General features: G+C 44.8%; 26 protein-coding genes. 2 read left to right on the top strand and 24 right to left on the bottom strand.

Annotated elements, in window-relative coordinates:
* The first annotated feature begins 12 nt into the window (after positions 1–12).
* Both yihA and hemB read left to right on the top strand, forming a co-directional pair.
* Positions 13–678 (top strand): ribosome biogenesis GTP-binding protein YihA/YsxC, encoded by a 666-nt coding sequence (yihA, locus tag ICN26_RS04005; RefSeq protein WP_216267104.1) that lies wholly within the window; start codon positions 13–15, stop codon positions 676–678.
* Entirely contained in the window at positions 662–1,681 is a 1,020-nt protein-coding gene (gene hemB / locus ICN26_RS04010; protein ID WP_500797035.1) for a porphobilinogen synthase, read from the top strand. Before yihA ends, hemB begins: the two co-directional genes overlap by 17 nt.
* A 51-nt stretch (positions 1,682–1,732) precedes the next feature.
* On the opposite strand, the gene dsbD is transcribed toward hemB, so the two are convergent.
* The 24 genes from dsbD to rpsC all read right to left on the bottom strand — a co-directional run bounded on the left by dsbD (position 1,733) and on the right by rpsC (position 14,535).
* Positions 1,733–3,406, bottom strand: a complete 1,674-nt coding sequence (dsbD, locus tag ICN26_RS04015) for a protein-disulfide reductase DsbD (protein WP_216267107.1) — start codon at positions 3,404–3,406, stop codon at positions 1,733–1,735.
* Between the two features lie 5 nt (positions 3,407–3,411).
* Entirely contained in the window at positions 3,412–3,744 is a 333-nt protein-coding gene (gene cutA / locus ICN26_RS04020) for a divalent-cation tolerance protein CutA (protein ID WP_216267109.1), read from the bottom strand.
* Between the two features lie 68 nt (positions 3,745–3,812).
* Positions 3,813–4,205 (bottom strand): 50S ribosomal protein L17, encoded by a 393-nt coding sequence (rplQ, locus tag ICN26_RS04025; RefSeq protein WP_215328361.1) that lies wholly within the window; start codon positions 4,203–4,205, stop codon positions 3,813–3,815.
* A gap of 16 nt (positions 4,206–4,221) precedes the next feature.
* On the bottom strand, positions 4,222–5,202 hold the full coding sequence (locus tag ICN26_RS04030) for a DNA-directed RNA polymerase subunit alpha (RefSeq protein ID WP_046329391.1): 981 nt from the start codon (positions 5,200–5,202) through the stop codon (positions 4,222–4,224).
* 23 nt (positions 5,203–5,225) lie between these two features.
* Positions 5,226–5,849, bottom strand: coding sequence for a 30S ribosomal protein S4 (rpsD, locus tag ICN26_RS04035; protein ID WP_215308699.1), 624 nt, complete (start codon positions 5,847–5,849; stop codon positions 5,226–5,228).
* Positions 5,850–5,966: 117 nt separating this feature from the next.
* Positions 5,967–6,374 carry a 30S ribosomal protein S11 gene (gene rpsK, locus ICN26_RS04040; RefSeq protein WP_011901923.1) on the bottom strand — a complete coding sequence of 136 codons (408 nt, stop codon included), beginning with the start codon at positions 6,372–6,374 and terminating at the stop codon, positions 5,967–5,969.
* Between the two features lie 18 nt (positions 6,375–6,392).
* On the bottom strand, positions 6,393–6,758 hold the full coding sequence (rpsM, locus tag ICN26_RS04045; protein ID WP_015420253.1) for a 30S ribosomal protein S13: 366 nt from the start codon (positions 6,756–6,758) through the stop codon (positions 6,393–6,395).
* 24 nt (positions 6,759–6,782) lie between these two features.
* On the bottom strand, positions 6,783–6,899 hold the full coding sequence (gene rpmJ / locus ICN26_RS04050; protein WP_012357167.1) for a 50S ribosomal protein L36: 117 nt from the start codon (positions 6,897–6,899) through the stop codon (positions 6,783–6,785).
* 35 nt (positions 6,900–6,934) lie between these two features.
* Complete coding sequence (infA, locus tag ICN26_RS04055; protein WP_015420252.1) at positions 6,935–7,153, bottom strand: translation initiation factor IF-1; 219 nt, start codon at positions 7,151–7,153, stop codon at positions 6,935–6,937.
* A gap of 4 nt (positions 7,154–7,157) precedes the next feature.
* Entirely contained in the window at positions 7,158–8,495 is a 1,338-nt protein-coding gene (secY, locus tag ICN26_RS04060; RefSeq protein ID WP_216267111.1) for a preprotein translocase subunit SecY, read from the bottom strand.
* Positions 8,496–8,512: 17 nt separating this feature from the next.
* On the bottom strand, positions 8,513–8,953 hold the full coding sequence (gene rplO, locus ICN26_RS04065) for a 50S ribosomal protein L15 (protein ID WP_215308693.1): 441 nt from the start codon (positions 8,951–8,953) through the stop codon (positions 8,513–8,515).
* A gap of 27 nt (positions 8,954–8,980) precedes the next feature.
* On the bottom strand, positions 8,981–9,169 hold the full coding sequence (rpmD, locus tag ICN26_RS04070) for a 50S ribosomal protein L30 (RefSeq protein WP_046329387.1): 189 nt from the start codon (positions 9,167–9,169) through the stop codon (positions 8,981–8,983).
* Between the two features lie 24 nt (positions 9,170–9,193).
* Positions 9,194–9,712 carry a 30S ribosomal protein S5 gene (rpsE, locus tag ICN26_RS04075; protein ID WP_015420248.1) on the bottom strand — a complete coding sequence of 173 codons (519 nt, stop codon included), beginning with the start codon at positions 9,710–9,712 and terminating at the stop codon, positions 9,194–9,196.
* A gap of 19 nt (positions 9,713–9,731) precedes the next feature.
* A complete protein-coding gene (rplR, locus tag ICN26_RS04080) occupies positions 9,732–10,085 on the bottom strand; it encodes a 50S ribosomal protein L18 (RefSeq protein ID WP_046329386.1) in 354 nt (117 codons plus the stop codon).
* Between the two features lie 12 nt (positions 10,086–10,097).
* Entirely contained in the window at positions 10,098–10,631 is a 534-nt protein-coding gene (gene rplF, locus ICN26_RS04085; protein WP_216267113.1) for a 50S ribosomal protein L6, read from the bottom strand.
* Positions 10,632–10,641: 10 nt separating this feature from the next.
* Positions 10,642–11,037: a 30S ribosomal protein S8 gene (gene rpsH / locus ICN26_RS04090; protein WP_015420245.1), complete on the bottom strand. Its 396-nt coding sequence runs from the start codon at positions 11,035–11,037 to the stop codon at positions 10,642–10,644.
* A gap of 24 nt (positions 11,038–11,061) precedes the next feature.
* Positions 11,062–11,367: a 30S ribosomal protein S14 gene (gene rpsN / locus ICN26_RS04095; RefSeq protein ID WP_015420244.1), complete on the bottom strand. Its 306-nt coding sequence runs from the start codon at positions 11,365–11,367 to the stop codon at positions 11,062–11,064.
* Positions 11,368–11,376: 9 nt separating this feature from the next.
* Positions 11,377–11,919 (bottom strand): 50S ribosomal protein L5, encoded by a 543-nt coding sequence (rplE, locus tag ICN26_RS04100; protein ID WP_046329383.1) that lies wholly within the window; start codon positions 11,917–11,919, stop codon positions 11,377–11,379.
* Positions 11,920–11,935: 16 nt separating this feature from the next.
* Positions 11,936–12,244, bottom strand: a complete 309-nt coding sequence (rplX, locus tag ICN26_RS04105) for a 50S ribosomal protein L24 (protein ID WP_015420242.1) — start codon at positions 12,242–12,244, stop codon at positions 11,936–11,938.
* Positions 12,245–12,253: 9 nt separating this feature from the next.
* Positions 12,254–12,622, bottom strand: coding sequence for a 50S ribosomal protein L14 (rplN, locus tag ICN26_RS04110; RefSeq protein WP_015420241.1), 369 nt, complete (start codon positions 12,620–12,622; stop codon positions 12,254–12,256).
* Between the two features lie 184 nt (positions 12,623–12,806).
* Positions 12,807–13,076 carry a 30S ribosomal protein S17 gene (gene rpsQ, locus ICN26_RS04115; RefSeq protein ID WP_046329381.1) on the bottom strand — a complete coding sequence of 90 codons (270 nt, stop codon included), beginning with the start codon at positions 13,074–13,076 and terminating at the stop codon, positions 12,807–12,809.
* Between the two features lie 12 nt (positions 13,077–13,088).
* Complete coding sequence (rpmC, locus tag ICN26_RS04120) at positions 13,089–13,283, bottom strand: 50S ribosomal protein L29 (protein WP_015420239.1); 195 nt, start codon at positions 13,281–13,283, stop codon at positions 13,089–13,091.
* A 14-nt stretch (positions 13,284–13,297) separates the two neighbouring features.
* On the bottom strand, positions 13,298–13,711 hold the full coding sequence (gene rplP / locus ICN26_RS04125) for a 50S ribosomal protein L16 (RefSeq protein WP_088526677.1): 414 nt from the start codon (positions 13,709–13,711) through the stop codon (positions 13,298–13,300).
* Between the two features lie 2 nt (positions 13,712–13,713).
* Positions 13,714–14,535, bottom strand: a complete 822-nt coding sequence (gene rpsC, locus ICN26_RS04130; protein WP_215331773.1) for a 30S ribosomal protein S3 — start codon at positions 14,533–14,535, stop codon at positions 13,714–13,716.
* Positions 14,536–14,537 lie beyond the last annotated feature (2 nt).

The raw sequence follows: 14,537 nt of genomic DNA on the forward strand, positions 1-14,537 counted from the left end.
TAGCTTCTGGACATGTCTAAACTCTTTCAAGCCCGATTTGCGACCACAGTCAATGACACCCATTGCCTACCTGCCACTCAGCTCCGAGAAGTCGCCTTTGCCGGGCGCTCAAATGCAGGTAAATCCAGCGCAATAAATGTACTTTGCAACCAAAAACGCCTTGCTTTTGCAAGTAAAACGCCTGGGCGCACTCAACATATTAACTATTTTGGCCTTTTTGCTAAAGACGATCTCTTAGCCTATTTGGTGGATTTACCTGGATATGGCTATGCCGCTGTCAATCATGAGACCAAATATCACTGGAATGCCCTTCTCAGCGATTATCTGCAGGAACGGGAGCAACTGGTCGGCATGGTACTGATTGTGGACTCTAGGCGCGGTATTACCGAACTGGATGAGCAAATGATTCAGTGGTTTGTCCCAACCGGCAAGCCCATCCATATTTTGCTCAGCAAGTGCGACAAGCTCAATAAGAGTGAATGTAAGCATGCCTTAGAAGCCGTACGCAAACAGTTACAACAATACGATCCAGCGCTACCTGATGGCCATGGTGATTCCAAGAAACTTACGGCACAATTATTCTCAAGCACTAAGCGCATAGGTCTTGAAGAGGCCGACAATATTGTTATTAAATGGTTATTTGCAGCGGAGACTCAAGAAGATGAAATCACAAGCTAACTCTATATTGAGCTTTCCGGCTCATCGTCCTCGTCGTATGCGGCGCGATGATTGGTCGCGTCGCCTGATGCAAGAAAATCAACTCAGTACAAGCGATCTAATCTACCCAGTATTTTTACTTGAGGGCGCAAATCAATCTCAAGCCGTTACTTCCATGCCTGGGGTTAATCGCGTATCACTCGATTTACTTTTTAGCATTGCTGAGGAATGTATCTTCCTAGGCATTCCTGTTTTAGCAATCTTTCCGGTGGTTGATGCATCTCTCAAAACAGCTGACGGCAAAGAAGCGTTTAATCCGAATGGCTTAGTTCCAAACGCAGTGCGCGAGCTCAAGAAACGCTTTCCTAATTTGGGCATCATGACCGATGTAGCCCTTGACCCTTATACAAGCCATGGTCAAGATGGCGTCCTGGATGATCAAGGTCGCATTCTGAATGATGAGACTACGGCAATCTTAGTGCAGCAAGCTGTTGCTCAAGCACAAGCTGGTGTCGATATTGTTGCACCATCAGACATGATGGATGGTCGTATCGGAAAAATTCGCAAAGCCTTAGAGCAAAAGAATCTGATTCATACCCGCATCATGGCTTACTCAGCTAAATATGCTTCTGCTTTTTATGGCCCGTTTCGTGATGCAGTAGGTTCAGCAAAAAATTTAGGTAAGGCTGATAAAAAAACTTACCAAATGGATTGCGCTAATACTAATGAGGCTTTACGGGAGGTTGCTCTCGACATTAGTGAAGGCGCTGATATGGTAATGGTTAAACCTGGCATGCCTTACCTGGATATCGTTCGTAGAGTGCGCGATGAATTCAACTACCCGACTTACGCTTACCAAGTGAGTGGTGAGTACGCCATGCTCAAAGCTGCCGCACAAAATGGCTGGCTTGATCATGATGCGGTGATGATGGAATCCTTGCTCGCATTTAAGCGTGCTGGTGCTGATGGCATTTTGACCTATTTCGCGCTTGAGGCTGCACGACTTTTAAAAACAAATAAATAATTATCTAGGCGTGAATGAATGGGCTCTAAACCCATTCATATTTAAGATAAATTAATTTCCCAGCACCTTTTTCAAGCGCTCAACAAAACGTTGTGGTGGCATGTAGCCAATTACCCGTTGATCTTTTAATTCTTCTGAGTTGAGATCAAAAATCAAAATTCCAGGTGGGCCAAATAATCCAAAGCGATTTAGTAAAGCTTGATTCTCGGGACTGTTCTTTGTCACATCAGCTTGTATCAAAATAAATTTCTGCAACTCTTGATTTACTTCGGGATTAGCAAACGTATTTATCTCCATCTCCTTGCAAGAGATGCACCAGTCTGCATAAAAATCTAAGAGCACTAGTTTCTTTTGTTCTTTTGCTTGGGCTAAGAATTGATCCAACTGCGCACTGGAGTCAATCACAGCAAAACTAGCTTTTCCAATCTGATGTTGGCGCTGACCATTAGCCGTTGTCTTGCTCACCTCATCACTGCCATTTTGTAACAAGGGGGATGCAATCCAGGCTGCAGTTGCTACCAATAAAACGCCTAATGTTCTTTGTAGCCAGACCATCCAAATACCAGTGGATGGAATTAAGATGCGAGCCTCAATGGCAATAAACAGGAGTGGCAATCCCATGCCTAAAGCCATTACAAAAAGGAGTCCGGCCCCCAAGCTCATTGAGCCCGTTTGAGCAATAAAAGTGAGCACCCCAGCTAAGGGCGCTGTAATACAGGGGCTAGCAACTAATGTGGAGATTCCGCCCAAAGCAAACGCACCCGCAAAGCTCCCCCCCTTGTGACGTCCTGCTAATTGATCCACCTTTTGCTGCCATGATTGGGGCATTCTGAGCTCGTATAGGCCAAATAGACTCCCTGATAAGGCTAATAGCAGCAATGCAAACCCAATTAGCGCTATAGGGCTTTGTAAGGCTCTCTGAACGCTGCCGCCTAAGGCGGCCATCAAGACCCCCGCTAATGCATAGACACAAGCCATTCCAAGTACATAGGCGGCCGCCAATAGGCTTGCACGACTCTTAGTAATAGATTGCTTACCCTGCGCTCCAAACACGATGCTCGACAAGATTGGCAACATTGGAAGAACGCAAGGCGTAAAAGCTAATGCCAGGCCCAAAATGAAAAATGCCAAGAATAGATATCCTGTGGGCGTGCTCTCTAAAAAACGACTAATGACATTAACATCATCACGCTCACGCCAAACGTCCATCAAGCTCAATGCTGTTTTTGAATCCTTGCTTGACTCAACTCCACTCATCAATTCTGGTATCGGCCTAGCCTTTACTCCAGGACCTGAAAGTAAAAATTTCAGAGTCATTGGCGGATAACAAATCCCAGCTTCAGCGCAGCCTTGTAATTCCAGCTCCAAATATAGAGGCTTTCCTGCTTCTGCTTTTTTATCTAGGGTGAGCAGAAATGCCTGCTTATAAACCTGCATTTTCTTTTGAAAAGTCTCATCAAACTTTTCAATTCCAGCAGGGAGCGAAACCTTTACCAACTCTAATTTATTGGGCTCAGAGCCCATCTTGAAATGGAGAGACTCTTGATAGATGTAATAACCCTTAGCCGGAAAAATTTCTAACTCAACATCATTCGTATTTGTTACCCAAGTTGCTTCGGCCTGAAATGCTTTCTCAGGCGGAAGAAATTCTGGCGCAGCAAATGCACTGTCAAAAATAACTAGCAGGGCTACTAATACTGGTAGGAATTTACGAAGCAATCTCATAGTGCTTACTTTACCTCGGCCTCTACCCATTTACCATAATGCGCCTCGTATTTTTCAGGAGCATATGCAATCAGTTCGGGTAGATCATAGGGATGATGACTTTTTATGAAATTAGAAATATCCGTCCATTGATCTGCAATTGTTTTTGCTGACAGTAGAACTTCCTTTCCTTCGCAAATCTTGCCATCCCACCGATAGATTGAATGTATACCCTCTTGAATTTGTACGCAGGCAGCTAATCGACCCTCAATCAATTGATATGCCATTTTCTTTGCATCTTGAAGGGATGCAAAAGTGGTGACAACAATTAACAACTCAGTAGATTTATCAGGGGTCATGACATATTTATAACTGTATAAATGAAAAAAGCCAGACCGAAGCCTGGCTTTGAATCTTGCTAAAGGGCCTAAGCCTCTTGAGCTACTGCTGTTTCTTCAACCTCTGGACGATCTACCAACTCAACTAAAGCCATTGGTGCATTGTCACCATGACGGAAGCCAAACTTTAAAATACGAAGGTAGCCACCTGGACGAGTTGCGTAACGTGGGCCGAGCTCTGTGAAGAGTTTGGTCACGATATCGCGATCGCGTGTGCGATTGAATGCTAAGCGACGGTTTGCTAAGTTATCTTTTTTACCCAAGGTAATCAAAGGCTCAACAACCATGCGCAATTCTTTAGCTTTTGGCAAAGTGGTTTTAATCACTTCGTGCTCCAAAAGAGAATTGGACATATTGCGCAGCATCGCCAAGCGATGTGATGATGTTCTGTTTAGTTTGCGTAAGCCGTTTCCGTGACGCATGATGCTTCCTTTCTAATTATTTCTCGAGGTTAGCTGGAGGCCAGCTTTCGAGTTTCATGCCAAGACTTAAGCCACGAGCCGCCAATACATCTTTGATTTCGTTCAAAGACTTACGACCTAAATTAGGCGTCTTCAACAATTCATTCTCTGTACGTTGAATCAAGTCACCGATGTAGTAAATGTTCTCAGCCTTCAAGCAGTTTGCAGAGCGTACTGTGAGTTCAAGATCATCAACCGGACGCATCAACATTGGATCAACCATTGAAGAGCGGCTTGGGGCAAGATCACCAGAAACTTCGCTGCTTTCGAGGGCTGCGAATACAACTAATTGATCAACCAAAATGGTAGCGGCTTGACGAATTGCCTCTTCAGGAGATAACACACCGTTTGTTTCGATTGTCATTACGAGACGATCGAGGTCAGTACGTTGTTCAACACGAGCAGATTCAACTGCATAGCTAACACGGCTTACTGGGCTAAATGAGGCATCCAATACGATACGACCAATAATCTTGGTAGTTTCGTCATGGTATTGACGCATATTGCCTGGTACATAGCCACGGCCTTTTTCAACCTTGATCTGCATATCCAACTTGCCACCAGCTGACAAGTGGGCGATAACGTGATCAGGATTGATGATTTCTACATCATGTGGCAAGTCGATATCTTTTGCTGTAACGACGCCTGGGCCTTCTTTACGCAAATTAATGGTCACTTCATCACGTGACTGCAACTTAAATACGATACCTTTGAGGTTCAACAAAAGGTTAACTACATCCTCTTGAACGCCATCTAATGTGGAGTATTCATGAACAACACCAGCGATTGCTACTTCAGTTGGTGCATAACCAACCATTGAGGATAACAAAACACGACGTAATGCATTACCGAGTGTGTGGCCATAACCACGCTCGAACGGCTCCATAACAACCTTAGCTTGGTTGGCAGTAAGCGCTTCAACAGAAATAATTTTTGGCTTGAGCAAATTTGTTTGCATATTTTTTCCTTGAGAGTGCCTAATTAGCGTGAATACAATTCGACGATCAAACTTTCATTAATTTCGCCGCTAATGTCTTCACGGTCAGGCACCTGCTTAAATGTTCCCTCCAGCTTCGCTGCGTCGACTGATACCCAGCCAACTGCCGCCATCTGCTGAACCAAATTGAGTGATTCTGTAATACGTGCTTGCTTCTTCGCTTTTTCACGAATAGCAACTACATCACCAGGTTTGACCTGAATAGATGGAATATTTACTGGGCTACCATTGAGCAAAATTGCGCAATGGGAAACCAATTGACGCGCTTCAGCACGAGTAGAACCAAAGCCCATACGATAAACAACGTTATCAAGGCGTGATTCCAACAACTGAAGTAATGTTGAGCCAGTATTACCCTTACGACGCTCAGCTTCTGCGAAATAACGACGGAACTGACGCTCTAGAATTCCGTACATACGCTTAACCTTTTGCTTTTCACGCAATTGATTACCGTAATCAGAAGTTCTTGAGCCAGATGTACGGCCATGTTGACCAGGCTTAGTATCTAACTTGCACTTGTCTGACAGGGCGCGACGTGCGCTCTTTAAAAATAAGTCGGTACCTTCCCGACGTGCTAATTTGGCCTTAGGCCCTAAGTAACGTGCCACGATGCTTTCCTTTCTTTGCCGTAGTCTTACGACTAACGGTGAGTTCACCCTTTAATTCAGATGAACAGTGGGCTTTAATAAAAAAACTACTAAAACTTGTACTGCCAACTTCCTAGCTTAGATACGACGACGCTTAGGAGGACGGCAACCATTGTGTGGAACTGGAGTTACGTCTTGAATCTCAGTGATCTTGATTCCCAAAGAATTCAATGCACGAACTGCTGATTCACGACCTGGGCCTGGACCCTTGATCTGAACTTCTAAATTCTTGATACCACATTCAACAGCAGCTTTGCCTGCTACTTCTGCCGCTACCTGAGCAGCAAAAGGGGTTGATTTACGTGAACCTTTGAAGCCTTGACCACCAGATGTTGCCCATGAAAGCGCATTACCTTGACGATCAGTGATCGTAATGATGGTGTTGTTAAAAGAAGCGTGAACGTGTGCAATACCGTCAGCAACGTTCTTTTTAACCTTCTTACGTGCGCGCTGTGAAGCTGCAGAAGCGGATTGTTGTTTTGCCATGTCAATAAACTTTCTTGATTATTTCTTGAGTTGCACGCCAGACTTACGTGGGCCCTTACGGGTACGCGCGTTAGTCTTAGTACGTTGACCACGTACAGGCAAGCCCTTACGATGACGAACGCCGCGATAGCAGCCTAAGTCCATCAAACGCTTGATGCTCATCGTTACTTCACGACGAAGGTCACCTTCAGTGATGAACTTACCTACCTCGTCACGTAACTTTTCCAAGTCACCGTCAGTAAGATCTTTAACTTTTTTGTCGATAGCAACACCTGTGGTTTCACAAATTTTGCGTGCACGCGTTGTGCCAATGCCAAAAATTGCTGTTAAACCGATAACAGTATGTTGATGATTTGGGATATTTACCCCAGCGATACGTGCCATGAGATTTCCTCTTAATTAACCAGATCAGCCTTGACGCTGCTTATGACGTGCGTCTGAAGAACAGATCACGCGAACAACGCGTTTGCGCTTAATGATCTTGCAATTTCTGCAAATACACTTAACGGATGCCAAAACTTTCATAACTCACCTCTAAAAAAATATGTACTACTTAATCTTTACTTCGCTCGGAAAATGATTCTGGCTCGTGTAAGGTCGTAAGGAGTCATCTCCACTGTTACCTTATCTCCTGGCAGGATGCGGATGTAATGCATCCTCATCTTTCCAGAAATGTGCCCTAAAACCACATGTCCGTTCTCTAGCTTCACGCGAAACATTGCGTTCGGCAAATTCTCAATAATTTCTCCCGCCATCTGAATTACATCGTCTTTAGACATTCAGTTAAGCGCCCATCTTAAAGTTAGCTTTTTTCATCAAAGAACCATACTGTTGCTGCATTGCGAATGACTGAACTTGAGCCATAAAATCCATTGCAACAACGACAATAATTAACAATGAAGTACCGCCAAAATAGAATGGCACGTTGTACTTCAAGACTAGAAATTCTGGCAACAAGCAAACCAAAACCATATAAATCGCGCCAGCCAATGTCAAACGAACCAAGATCTTGTCAATGTAACGACCAGTTTGATCACCGGGACGAATACCTGGAACAAAGGCGCCGCTCTTCTTCAAGTTATCTGCAGTATCGCGGCTATTGAAAACCAAAGCAGTATAGAAAAAGCAGAAGAAGATAATTGCTGCTGCATACAAAATTGTGTAGACAGGCTGACCTGGAGCTAATGTTGCCGCCAAATCTTTAATAACTCTGCTGAACATATTTGTTGGCTCGCCAGATGTAAACCAGCCAGCAATAGTTGCAGGGAACAAAATGATAGATGAAGCAAAAATTGGAGGAATGACACCAGCCATGTTTAACTTCAATGGAAAGTATGAAGACTGCCCGCCGTATATTTTGTTACCCACTTGACGCTTTGCATAGTTCACCAAAATACGGCGCTGACCACGCTCTACAAACACAACAAAATAAGTCACTGCAACGCAAATCACCACGATCAGCAATGCAGACAAAATATTCATAGAGCCAGTACGTACTAGTTCAAGCAAGCTACCAATTGCTGAAGGCAATCCAGAAACAATACCGCCGAAAATAATGATGGAGATACCGTTACCAAGACCACGCTCGGTAATCTGCTCACCGAGCCACATTAGGAACATCGTGCCAGTAACCAAAGTGACCACTGTGTTGAGTTCAAACATTAGGCCTGGGTTAATGACTAAACCTGGTTGAGCTTGTAAAGCAACTGAAATACCTAGAGCTTGGAATGTTGCCAATAAAACAGTGCCGTAACGTGTGTATTGAGTAATCTTGCGCTGACCTGCTTGGCCTTCTTTTTTCAAAGACTCCAATGTAGGCACAACAATCGTCATCAACTGCATAATGATTGACGCAGAGATGTACGGCATGATTCCTAGAGCAAAAACCGTAAACCGGGATAGAGCGCCACCTGAAAACAGGTTAAACATACCCAAGATGCCATCTTTTTGACCTGCAAATAATTGTGCTAGTTGGTCTGGATCAATACCTGGCACAGGAATATGCGCACCCAAACGGAACACGAGCAAAGCCAAAACCAAGAATATTAAGCGTTGGCGTAATTCGCCAAACTTGCTTCCTGATTGAGCAATATTTGCTGTGTTGGTAGGTGCGAGTGCCATCGTTTACTAAAAACTAATTAAACCAAGTCAACCAATTTGCCGCCAGCTGCTTCAATAGCCGCTTTTGCACCAGCAGTTGCAGTAATACCCTTGAGGGTTACAGCAATCGACAATTCACCAGTTTTGATAACTTTTACAGAGTTGATCTGCTCGCCAGCAAAACCATGAGCTCTCAAAACTAATAAGTCTACTTCTGGCAAGTTAATTTTTGCTAAGTCGTTCAAAGTGATTTGACCAACGTGACGACGTGTCAATGACACGAAACCACGTTTTGGTAAACGACGATACATCGGCATCTGTCCGCCTTCGAATCCAACTTTATGGAATCCGCCTGAACGCGACTTTTGACCTTTGTGACCGCGGCCTGCAGTTTTACCAAGACCTGAACCGATACCGCGACCTACACGACGACGATTTTTATTGGAGCCCGGTGCGGGTTTGAGTGTATTGAGTTGCATATTCTTCGCCTATTTACTTGCTAGTTATTAGCCAACGACTTTAACTAGATAAGAAACTTTATTAATCATTCCGCGAACAGCTGGCGTGTCTTCCAATTCTGAAACTGAATTGATACGACGCAGGCCTAAGCCGCGAACAGTTGCACGATGGCTTTCGCGTGTGCCGATCAAGCTGCGCACTAGTTGCAGTTTGACTTTAGAGTTAGTTGTTGTCATTTATAGATTCCTAATCTTTTGGTCTTAGCCGAGAATCTCTTCAACTGACTTACCGCGCTTAGCAGCAATTTCAGAAGGAGTGCTCATCTTGCTCAAGCCATCAATCGTTGCACGAACCATGTTGTAAGGGTTTGTTGAGCCAAGTGACTTAGCAACAACGTTAGTTACGCCCATTACATCGAAAATTGCGCGCATTGGGCCACCGGCGATAACGCCAGTACCGTCTTTAGCTGGAGAAATCATCACGCGTGATGCGCCATGCTTACCAATCACAGTGTGTTGCAAAGTACCTTTACGTAAGGAAACTTTGATCATCTTGCGACGTGCTTCGTCCATTGCCTTTTGAACAGCAACTGGAACTTCTTTTGATTTGCCTTTGCCCATGCCGATACGACCATCGCCATCGCCAACTACAGTAAGTGCAGCGAAGCCGAGAATACGACCACCCTTAACTACTTTAGTTACGCGATTAACAGCAATCATCTTCTCGCGAAGACCATCATCACGCTCTTCGTTTTGCATCTTGGTTTGCATTTTTGCCATGTCTTTTTCCTAAACCTTTTTAGAACTTCAGGCCGGCTTCACGCGCAGCTTCAGCTAAGGCCTTAATACGGCCGTGGTAACGATGACCGGAACGATCAAAAGCAACATCAACGATGCCTGCCTTAACAGCACGCTCAGCAACTAACTTGCCGATTTGTTTAGCCGCTTCAGCGTTACCGCCGTTTTTGATCGCTTGGCGTAAATCTTTTTCCATTGTTGAAGCAGCTGCTACAACTTTGGTTCCACACGGGCTATAAACCTGTGCAGAAATATGTGTATTGCTACGGATAACTGTTAAGCGATTTGCCAATGCTTCGGCAATGCGAATACGAGTCTGCCTAGCACGTCTTTGTCTGGATTCGTCTTTATTCATTTTTAGTCTCGCTTACTTCTTCTTAGTTTCTTTCAGGTGTACAACCTCATCCACGTAGCGAACGCCTTTGCCTTTGTATGGCTCTGGTGAACGGTATGCGCGAACTTCAGCAGCAACCTGGCCAACTTGCTGCTTGTTGGAACCTTTGATAATGATTTCAGTTTGAGTTGGGGTCTCAGCTTTGACACCCTTTGGCAGGTTATAAATAATGTCGTGTGAGAAACCTAACTGCAATTTCAATGAATCGCCCTGAGCAGCAGCACGGTAACCAACGCCTACCAAGCTGAGCTTGCGCTCAAAGCCAGTAGTTACGCCAACAACCATGTTGTTTACCAAAGCGCGGGCTGTACCTGACTGTGCACCAGCTTCTGGTGTGTTGTTGTTTAAAACAACTGTCAATACGCCGTCTTCTTGTTTTAAACCAACAGAAGGATGCAAGTTATGTGTCAAAGTGCCCAATGGGCCCTTAACAGTAATGTTTGCACCGTTGATGCTGATTTCAGCGCCCTTAGGGACTGGAATAGGTGATTTACCAACGCGGGACATATTTCTCTCCTTACGCGACGTAGCAAATAACTTCGCCACCAACGCCGTTTGCACGTGCTTTGCGGTCTGTCATTACGCCTTGTGGGGTTGAAATAATTGCAATGCCTAAGCCATTCATTACTTCAGGAATGTCGTGGCGGCCTTTGTAGATACGTAGACTTGGTGTAGAAACACGGTCAATACGCTCAATAACAGGGCGGCCTGCGTAGTACTTGAGTTCAATGTGTAGCACTGGCTTAGCTGCCTCACCTTTGATTTCAAAACTATCGATATAGCCTTCATCCTGCAAGACTTTTGCAATAGCTACTTTTACTTTTGACGACGGCATCAAGACTACGGGTTTCTGCACTGCTTGCGCATTGCGGATCCTTGTCAACATGTCGGCGATTGGATCGCTGATACTCATGAGTTCTCCTAATTCTTTCGCCGCTTACCAGCTGGCCTTGGTTAAACCGGGGATTTCGCCACGAAAGGCGATTTCACGAATTTTGCTACGCGCTAAACCAAACTTGCTGAATACACCGCGCGGACGACCGGTTAATGAACAACGATTTCTTTGACGAATCGGGCTTGCGTTACGTGGAAGTGCCTGTAGCTTCAAGCGAGCTTCATAGCGCTCTTCATCACTGCGTGATTGATCAGCAATGATTGCCTTGAGTTCTGCACGCTTTACAGCGTACTTCTCTACAGTTTTTGCGCGCTTATTCTCGCGCTCAATTAGGGATAGTTTTGCCACGTTAGCCTCTTAATTGCGGAAAGGGAATTTGAACGCTGCTAACAAAGCTTTTGCTTCTTCGTCAGTTTTAGCGGTCGTCGTAATACTAATATTGAGACCACGGAGGGCATCAATCTTGTCGTATTCGATTTCAGGGAAAATGATTTGCTCTTTAACGCCAATGTTGTAGTTACCACGGCCGTCAAATGCCTTACCGGAAATTCCGCGGAAGTCACGTACGCGTGGCAAAGCAACAGTCACGAAACGATCCAAAAATTCGTACATGCGTGCACCACGCAATGTCACCATGGCACCGATTGGGTAGCCTTGACGAATTTTGAAACCAGCAATCGCTTTTTTCGCTTTTGTTACAACTGGCTTTTGACCTGCTACTTTAGTCAAATCACCAACTGCATTTTCGATAATTTTCTTGTCGTTCACAGCATCGCCCAAGCCCATATTTAGGGTTACCTTGGTGATACGTGGAACTTCCATTACTGACTTGTAACCAAATTTGGCAATTAAATCAGCAACTACTTTAGCTTGATAGTGTTCTTGAAAACGTGTGCTCATAATTTCTCCGTGCCCCTTATGCGCTTAAAGTTGCGCCAGTGGTTTTGAGGAAACGCTGCTTTTTACCATCCACGAGTTTGATACCAACACGTGATGGTTTGCCGTTACCGTCAACCAAAGCCACATTAGAAATGTGAACAGGCATCGTCTTGTCAATCATGCCGCCAGTAACACCGGCTGCTGGATTTGGCTTAACGCTCTTTTTATAAATATTTACGCCTTCGATCACTAGTTTGTTCTCGAGAACGGCTGTAACAGTTCCTTGCTTGCCTTTGTCGCGGCCGGTCAATAGAACCACTGAATCACCTTTACGAATCTTTTTCATATCAGCCTCTTAAATAACTTCGGGGGCGAGAGAAACGATCTTCATGAACTTCTCAGTACGCAACTCACGCGTTACTGGTCCAAAGATACGTGTGCCAATTGGCTCTAACTTAGCGTTGAGCAATACCGCAGCGTTGCCATCGAACTTAATCAATGAACCATCTGGACGGCGTACACCTTTAGCAGTTCTCACTACTACGGCGTTATAAATATCACCTTTTTTTACACGGCCACGTGGAGCAGCGGACTTTACAGTCACTTTAATGACATCACCGATACTGGCGTAACGACGCTTAGAGCCGCCCAATACCTTGATGCACAAAACTTCACTGGCGCCTGTGTTATCGGCGACCTGTAATCTACTTTCGGTCTGAATCATTTTTTAATCCCCAACTTGTTAGCCAAAGGCAAACAGTCTTGGTTCCGTCTATGGGCTTTAACGAAAGCTAAAACCCGGAATTAATGAAAAACACTGCTTCCCCAATAAAACCAGAGAAGTCGACTATCATACTACGTAAAAGAGGGATTTGGCAATAAGTTTCGCCAAAATCCCTAATATTTCTTTAAATACCTTTTGATTCCTGAACTAAACGGGTTACAACCCAAGATTTAGTACGTGAAATTGGTCTAGATTCAGCAATTTCAACGGTGTCACCCATCTTGTATTGGCCAGCTTCGTCATGAGCGTGGTATTTTTTGGACTGTCCAACATATTTGCCATAAAGCGCATGCTTGACTTGGCGCTCAACTAGCACAGTCACAGTTTTTTGCATTTTATCGCTAACGACACGACCCACCAAGGTGCGGCGCAAGGGTTTAGATAATTCTGTCATGTCCCTTTTTCCTTATTTCTGTGCAGTTTTTTGGGTAATAAAAGTCTTCACGCGAGCAATTTCACGCTTAGTCTTACCCAATTGGCTGGTATTTGTGAGTTGCTGAGTACCTTTTTGCATACGGAGTTTGAAGCTTGTCTTCAAGAGCTCTGTTAATTCTGCGTTCAAGGCAACCAGGTCTTTGGATGCTAATTCTGTCTTTTTCATAATCTCTGTCCCGATCAACCTAAGTGGCGAATCACGAAAGTGGTTTGCAATGGCAACTTAGCAGCAGCAAGCTTGAAAGCTTCGCGCGCCAATGTTTCATCCACTCCATCCATCTCGTACAAAATCTTACCTGGTTGAATTTCTGCTACGTAGTACTCTGGATTACCTTTACCGTTACCCATACGTACTTCAGCTGGCTTTTGTGAAATTGGCTTGTCCGGGAAAATACGAATCCAGATACGGCCACCACGCTTAATGTGACGGGTCATTGCGCGACGTGCAGACTCAATCTGACGTGCAGTCAAACGACCACGGCCAATAGCTTTCAATCCAAAGTCACCAAAGGCTACTGAACTACCACGTGTTGCCACGCCAGTATTACGTCCCTTTTGTTCCTTGCGATACTTACGACGCTTTGGTTGTAGCATGCTTACTCTCCTGACTTCTGCGCTTCAGCACTTGCGGCTTCAACGGCTTTCGGTACACGCTTCACTGTTGGCTTGGCAGCAACCAATGGCTTGCTGTCAGCTGCAGGTTTACGTGCGGTTGTTTTAGCTGGTGCGCGACGTGGCTTCTTTTCATCAGCCGCTGGCTCTGCTGTTACAGCTGGAGCATCAGCACCGCGACCTAATGTATCGCCTTTGTATACCCAAACTTTTACACCGATGATGCCGTATGTAGTTTCCGCCTCTGATGTAGCGTAATCAATATCAGCCTTCAATGTATGAAGTGGGACGCGGCCTTCACGGTACCATTCGCGACGTGCAATTTCGGCACCGTTCAAACGACCAGAAGACATAATCTTGATTCCTTGTGCACCAAGGCGCATTGCATTTTGCATTGCACGCTTCATTGCACGACGGAACATGATGCGCTTTTCAAGCTGCTGAGTAATAGAGTCAGCAATCAGTTGAGCATCTACTTCAGGCTTACGAATTTCTTCAATATTCACATGGACTGGAACGCCCATACGCTTCTGAAGTTCGCGGCGGAGAACTTCAATATCTTCGCCTTTTTTACCGATCACAACACCTGGACGTGAGCTATAAATAGTAATACGCGCATTCTTTGCAGGACGCTCAATGATTACTTTGCTGACAGATGCATTCTTTAATTTCTTTTTCAAATAGATGCGGACATCTACGTCCTCTTTGAGCATCTTTGCAAAGTCAGTATTGTTTGCATACCACTTTGATGTCCAGTTCTTCGTTACCGAGAGTCGGAATCCGGTTGGGTTTATCTTTTGTCCCATAT

The sequence above is a fragment of the Polynucleobacter hallstattensis genome (assembly GCF_018881835.1).
Classification (GTDB): Bacteria; Pseudomonadota; Gammaproteobacteria; order Burkholderiales; family Burkholderiaceae; genus Polynucleobacter; species Polynucleobacter hallstattensis.

Excerpts from the sequence above, each read along its gene's own strand:
- yihA (WP_216267104.1), top strand. The coding sequence starts at position 13 with ATGTCTAAACTCTTTCAAGCCCGATTTGCGACCACAGTCAATGACACC.
- hemB (WP_500797035.1), top strand. The coding sequence starts at position 662 with ATGAAATCACAAGCTAACTCTATATTGAGCTTTCCGGCTCATCGTCCT.
- dsbD (WP_216267107.1), bottom strand. The coding sequence starts at position 3,406 with ATGAGATTGCTTCGTAAATTCCTACCAGTATTAGTAGCCCTGCTAGTT.
- cutA (WP_216267109.1), bottom strand. The coding sequence starts at position 3,744 with ATGACCCCTGATAAATCTACTGAGTTGTTAATTGTTGTCACCACTTTT.
- rplQ (WP_215328361.1), bottom strand. The coding sequence starts at position 4,205 with ATGCGTCACGGAAACGGCTTACGCAAACTAAACAGAACATCATCACAT.
- ICN26_RS04030 (WP_046329391.1), bottom strand. The coding sequence starts at position 5,202 with ATGCAAACAAATTTGCTCAAGCCAAAAATTATTTCTGTTGAAGCGCTT.
- rpsK (WP_011901923.1), bottom strand. The coding sequence starts at position 6,374 with ATGGCAAAACAACAATCCGCTTCTGCAGCTTCACAGCGCGCACGTAAG.
- rpsM (WP_015420253.1), bottom strand. The coding sequence starts at position 6,758 with ATGGCACGTATCGCTGGGGTAAATATCCCAAATCATCAACATACTGTT.
- rpmJ (WP_012357167.1), bottom strand. The coding sequence starts at position 6,899 with ATGAAAGTTTTGGCATCCGTTAAGTGTATTTGCAGAAATTGCAAGATC.
- infA (WP_015420252.1), bottom strand. The coding sequence starts at position 7,153 with ATGTCTAAAGACGATGTAATTCAGATGGCGGGAGAAATTATTGAGAAT.
- secY (WP_216267111.1), bottom strand. The coding sequence starts at position 8,495 with ATGGCACTCGCACCTACCAACACAGCAAATATTGCTCAATCAGGAAGC.
- rplO (WP_215308693.1), bottom strand. The coding sequence starts at position 8,953 with ATGCAACTCAATACACTCAAACCCGCACCGGGCTCCAATAAAAATCGT.
- rpmD (WP_046329387.1), bottom strand. The coding sequence starts at position 9,169 with ATGACAACAACTAACTCTAAAGTCAAACTGCAACTAGTGCGCAGCTTG.
- rpsE (WP_015420248.1), bottom strand. The coding sequence starts at position 9,712 with ATGGCAAAAATGCAAACCAAGATGCAAAACGAAGAGCGTGATGATGGT.
- rplR (WP_046329386.1), bottom strand. The coding sequence starts at position 10,085 with ATGAATAAAGACGAATCCAGACAAAGACGTGCTAGGCAGACTCGTATT.
- rplF (WP_216267113.1), bottom strand. The coding sequence starts at position 10,631 with ATGTCCCGCGTTGGTAAATCACCTATTCCAGTCCCTAAGGGCGCTGAA.
- rpsH (WP_015420245.1), bottom strand. The coding sequence starts at position 11,037 with ATGAGTATCAGCGATCCAATCGCCGACATGTTGACAAGGATCCGCAAT.
- rplE (WP_046329383.1), bottom strand. The coding sequence starts at position 11,919 with ATGAGCACACGTTTTCAAGAACACTATCAAGCTAAAGTAGTTGCTGAT.
- rplX (WP_015420242.1), bottom strand. The coding sequence starts at position 12,244 with ATGAAAAAGATTCGTAAAGGTGATTCAGTGGTTCTATTGACCGGCCGC.
- rplN (WP_015420241.1), bottom strand. The coding sequence starts at position 12,622 with ATGATTCAGACCGAAAGTAGATTACAGGTCGCCGATAACACAGGCGCC.
- rpsQ (WP_046329381.1), bottom strand. The coding sequence starts at position 13,076 with ATGACAGAATTATCTAAACCCTTGCGCCGCACCTTGGTGGGTCGTGTC.
- rpmC (WP_015420239.1), bottom strand. The coding sequence starts at position 13,283 with ATGAAAAAGACAGAATTAGCATCCAAAGACCTGGTTGCCTTGAACGCA.
- rplP (WP_088526677.1), bottom strand. The coding sequence starts at position 13,711 with ATGCTACAACCAAAGCGTCGTAAGTATCGCAAGGAACAAAAGGGACGT.
- rpsC (WP_215331773.1), bottom strand. The coding sequence starts at position 14,535 with ATGGGACAAAAGATAAACCCAACCGGATTCCGACTCTCGGTAACGAAG.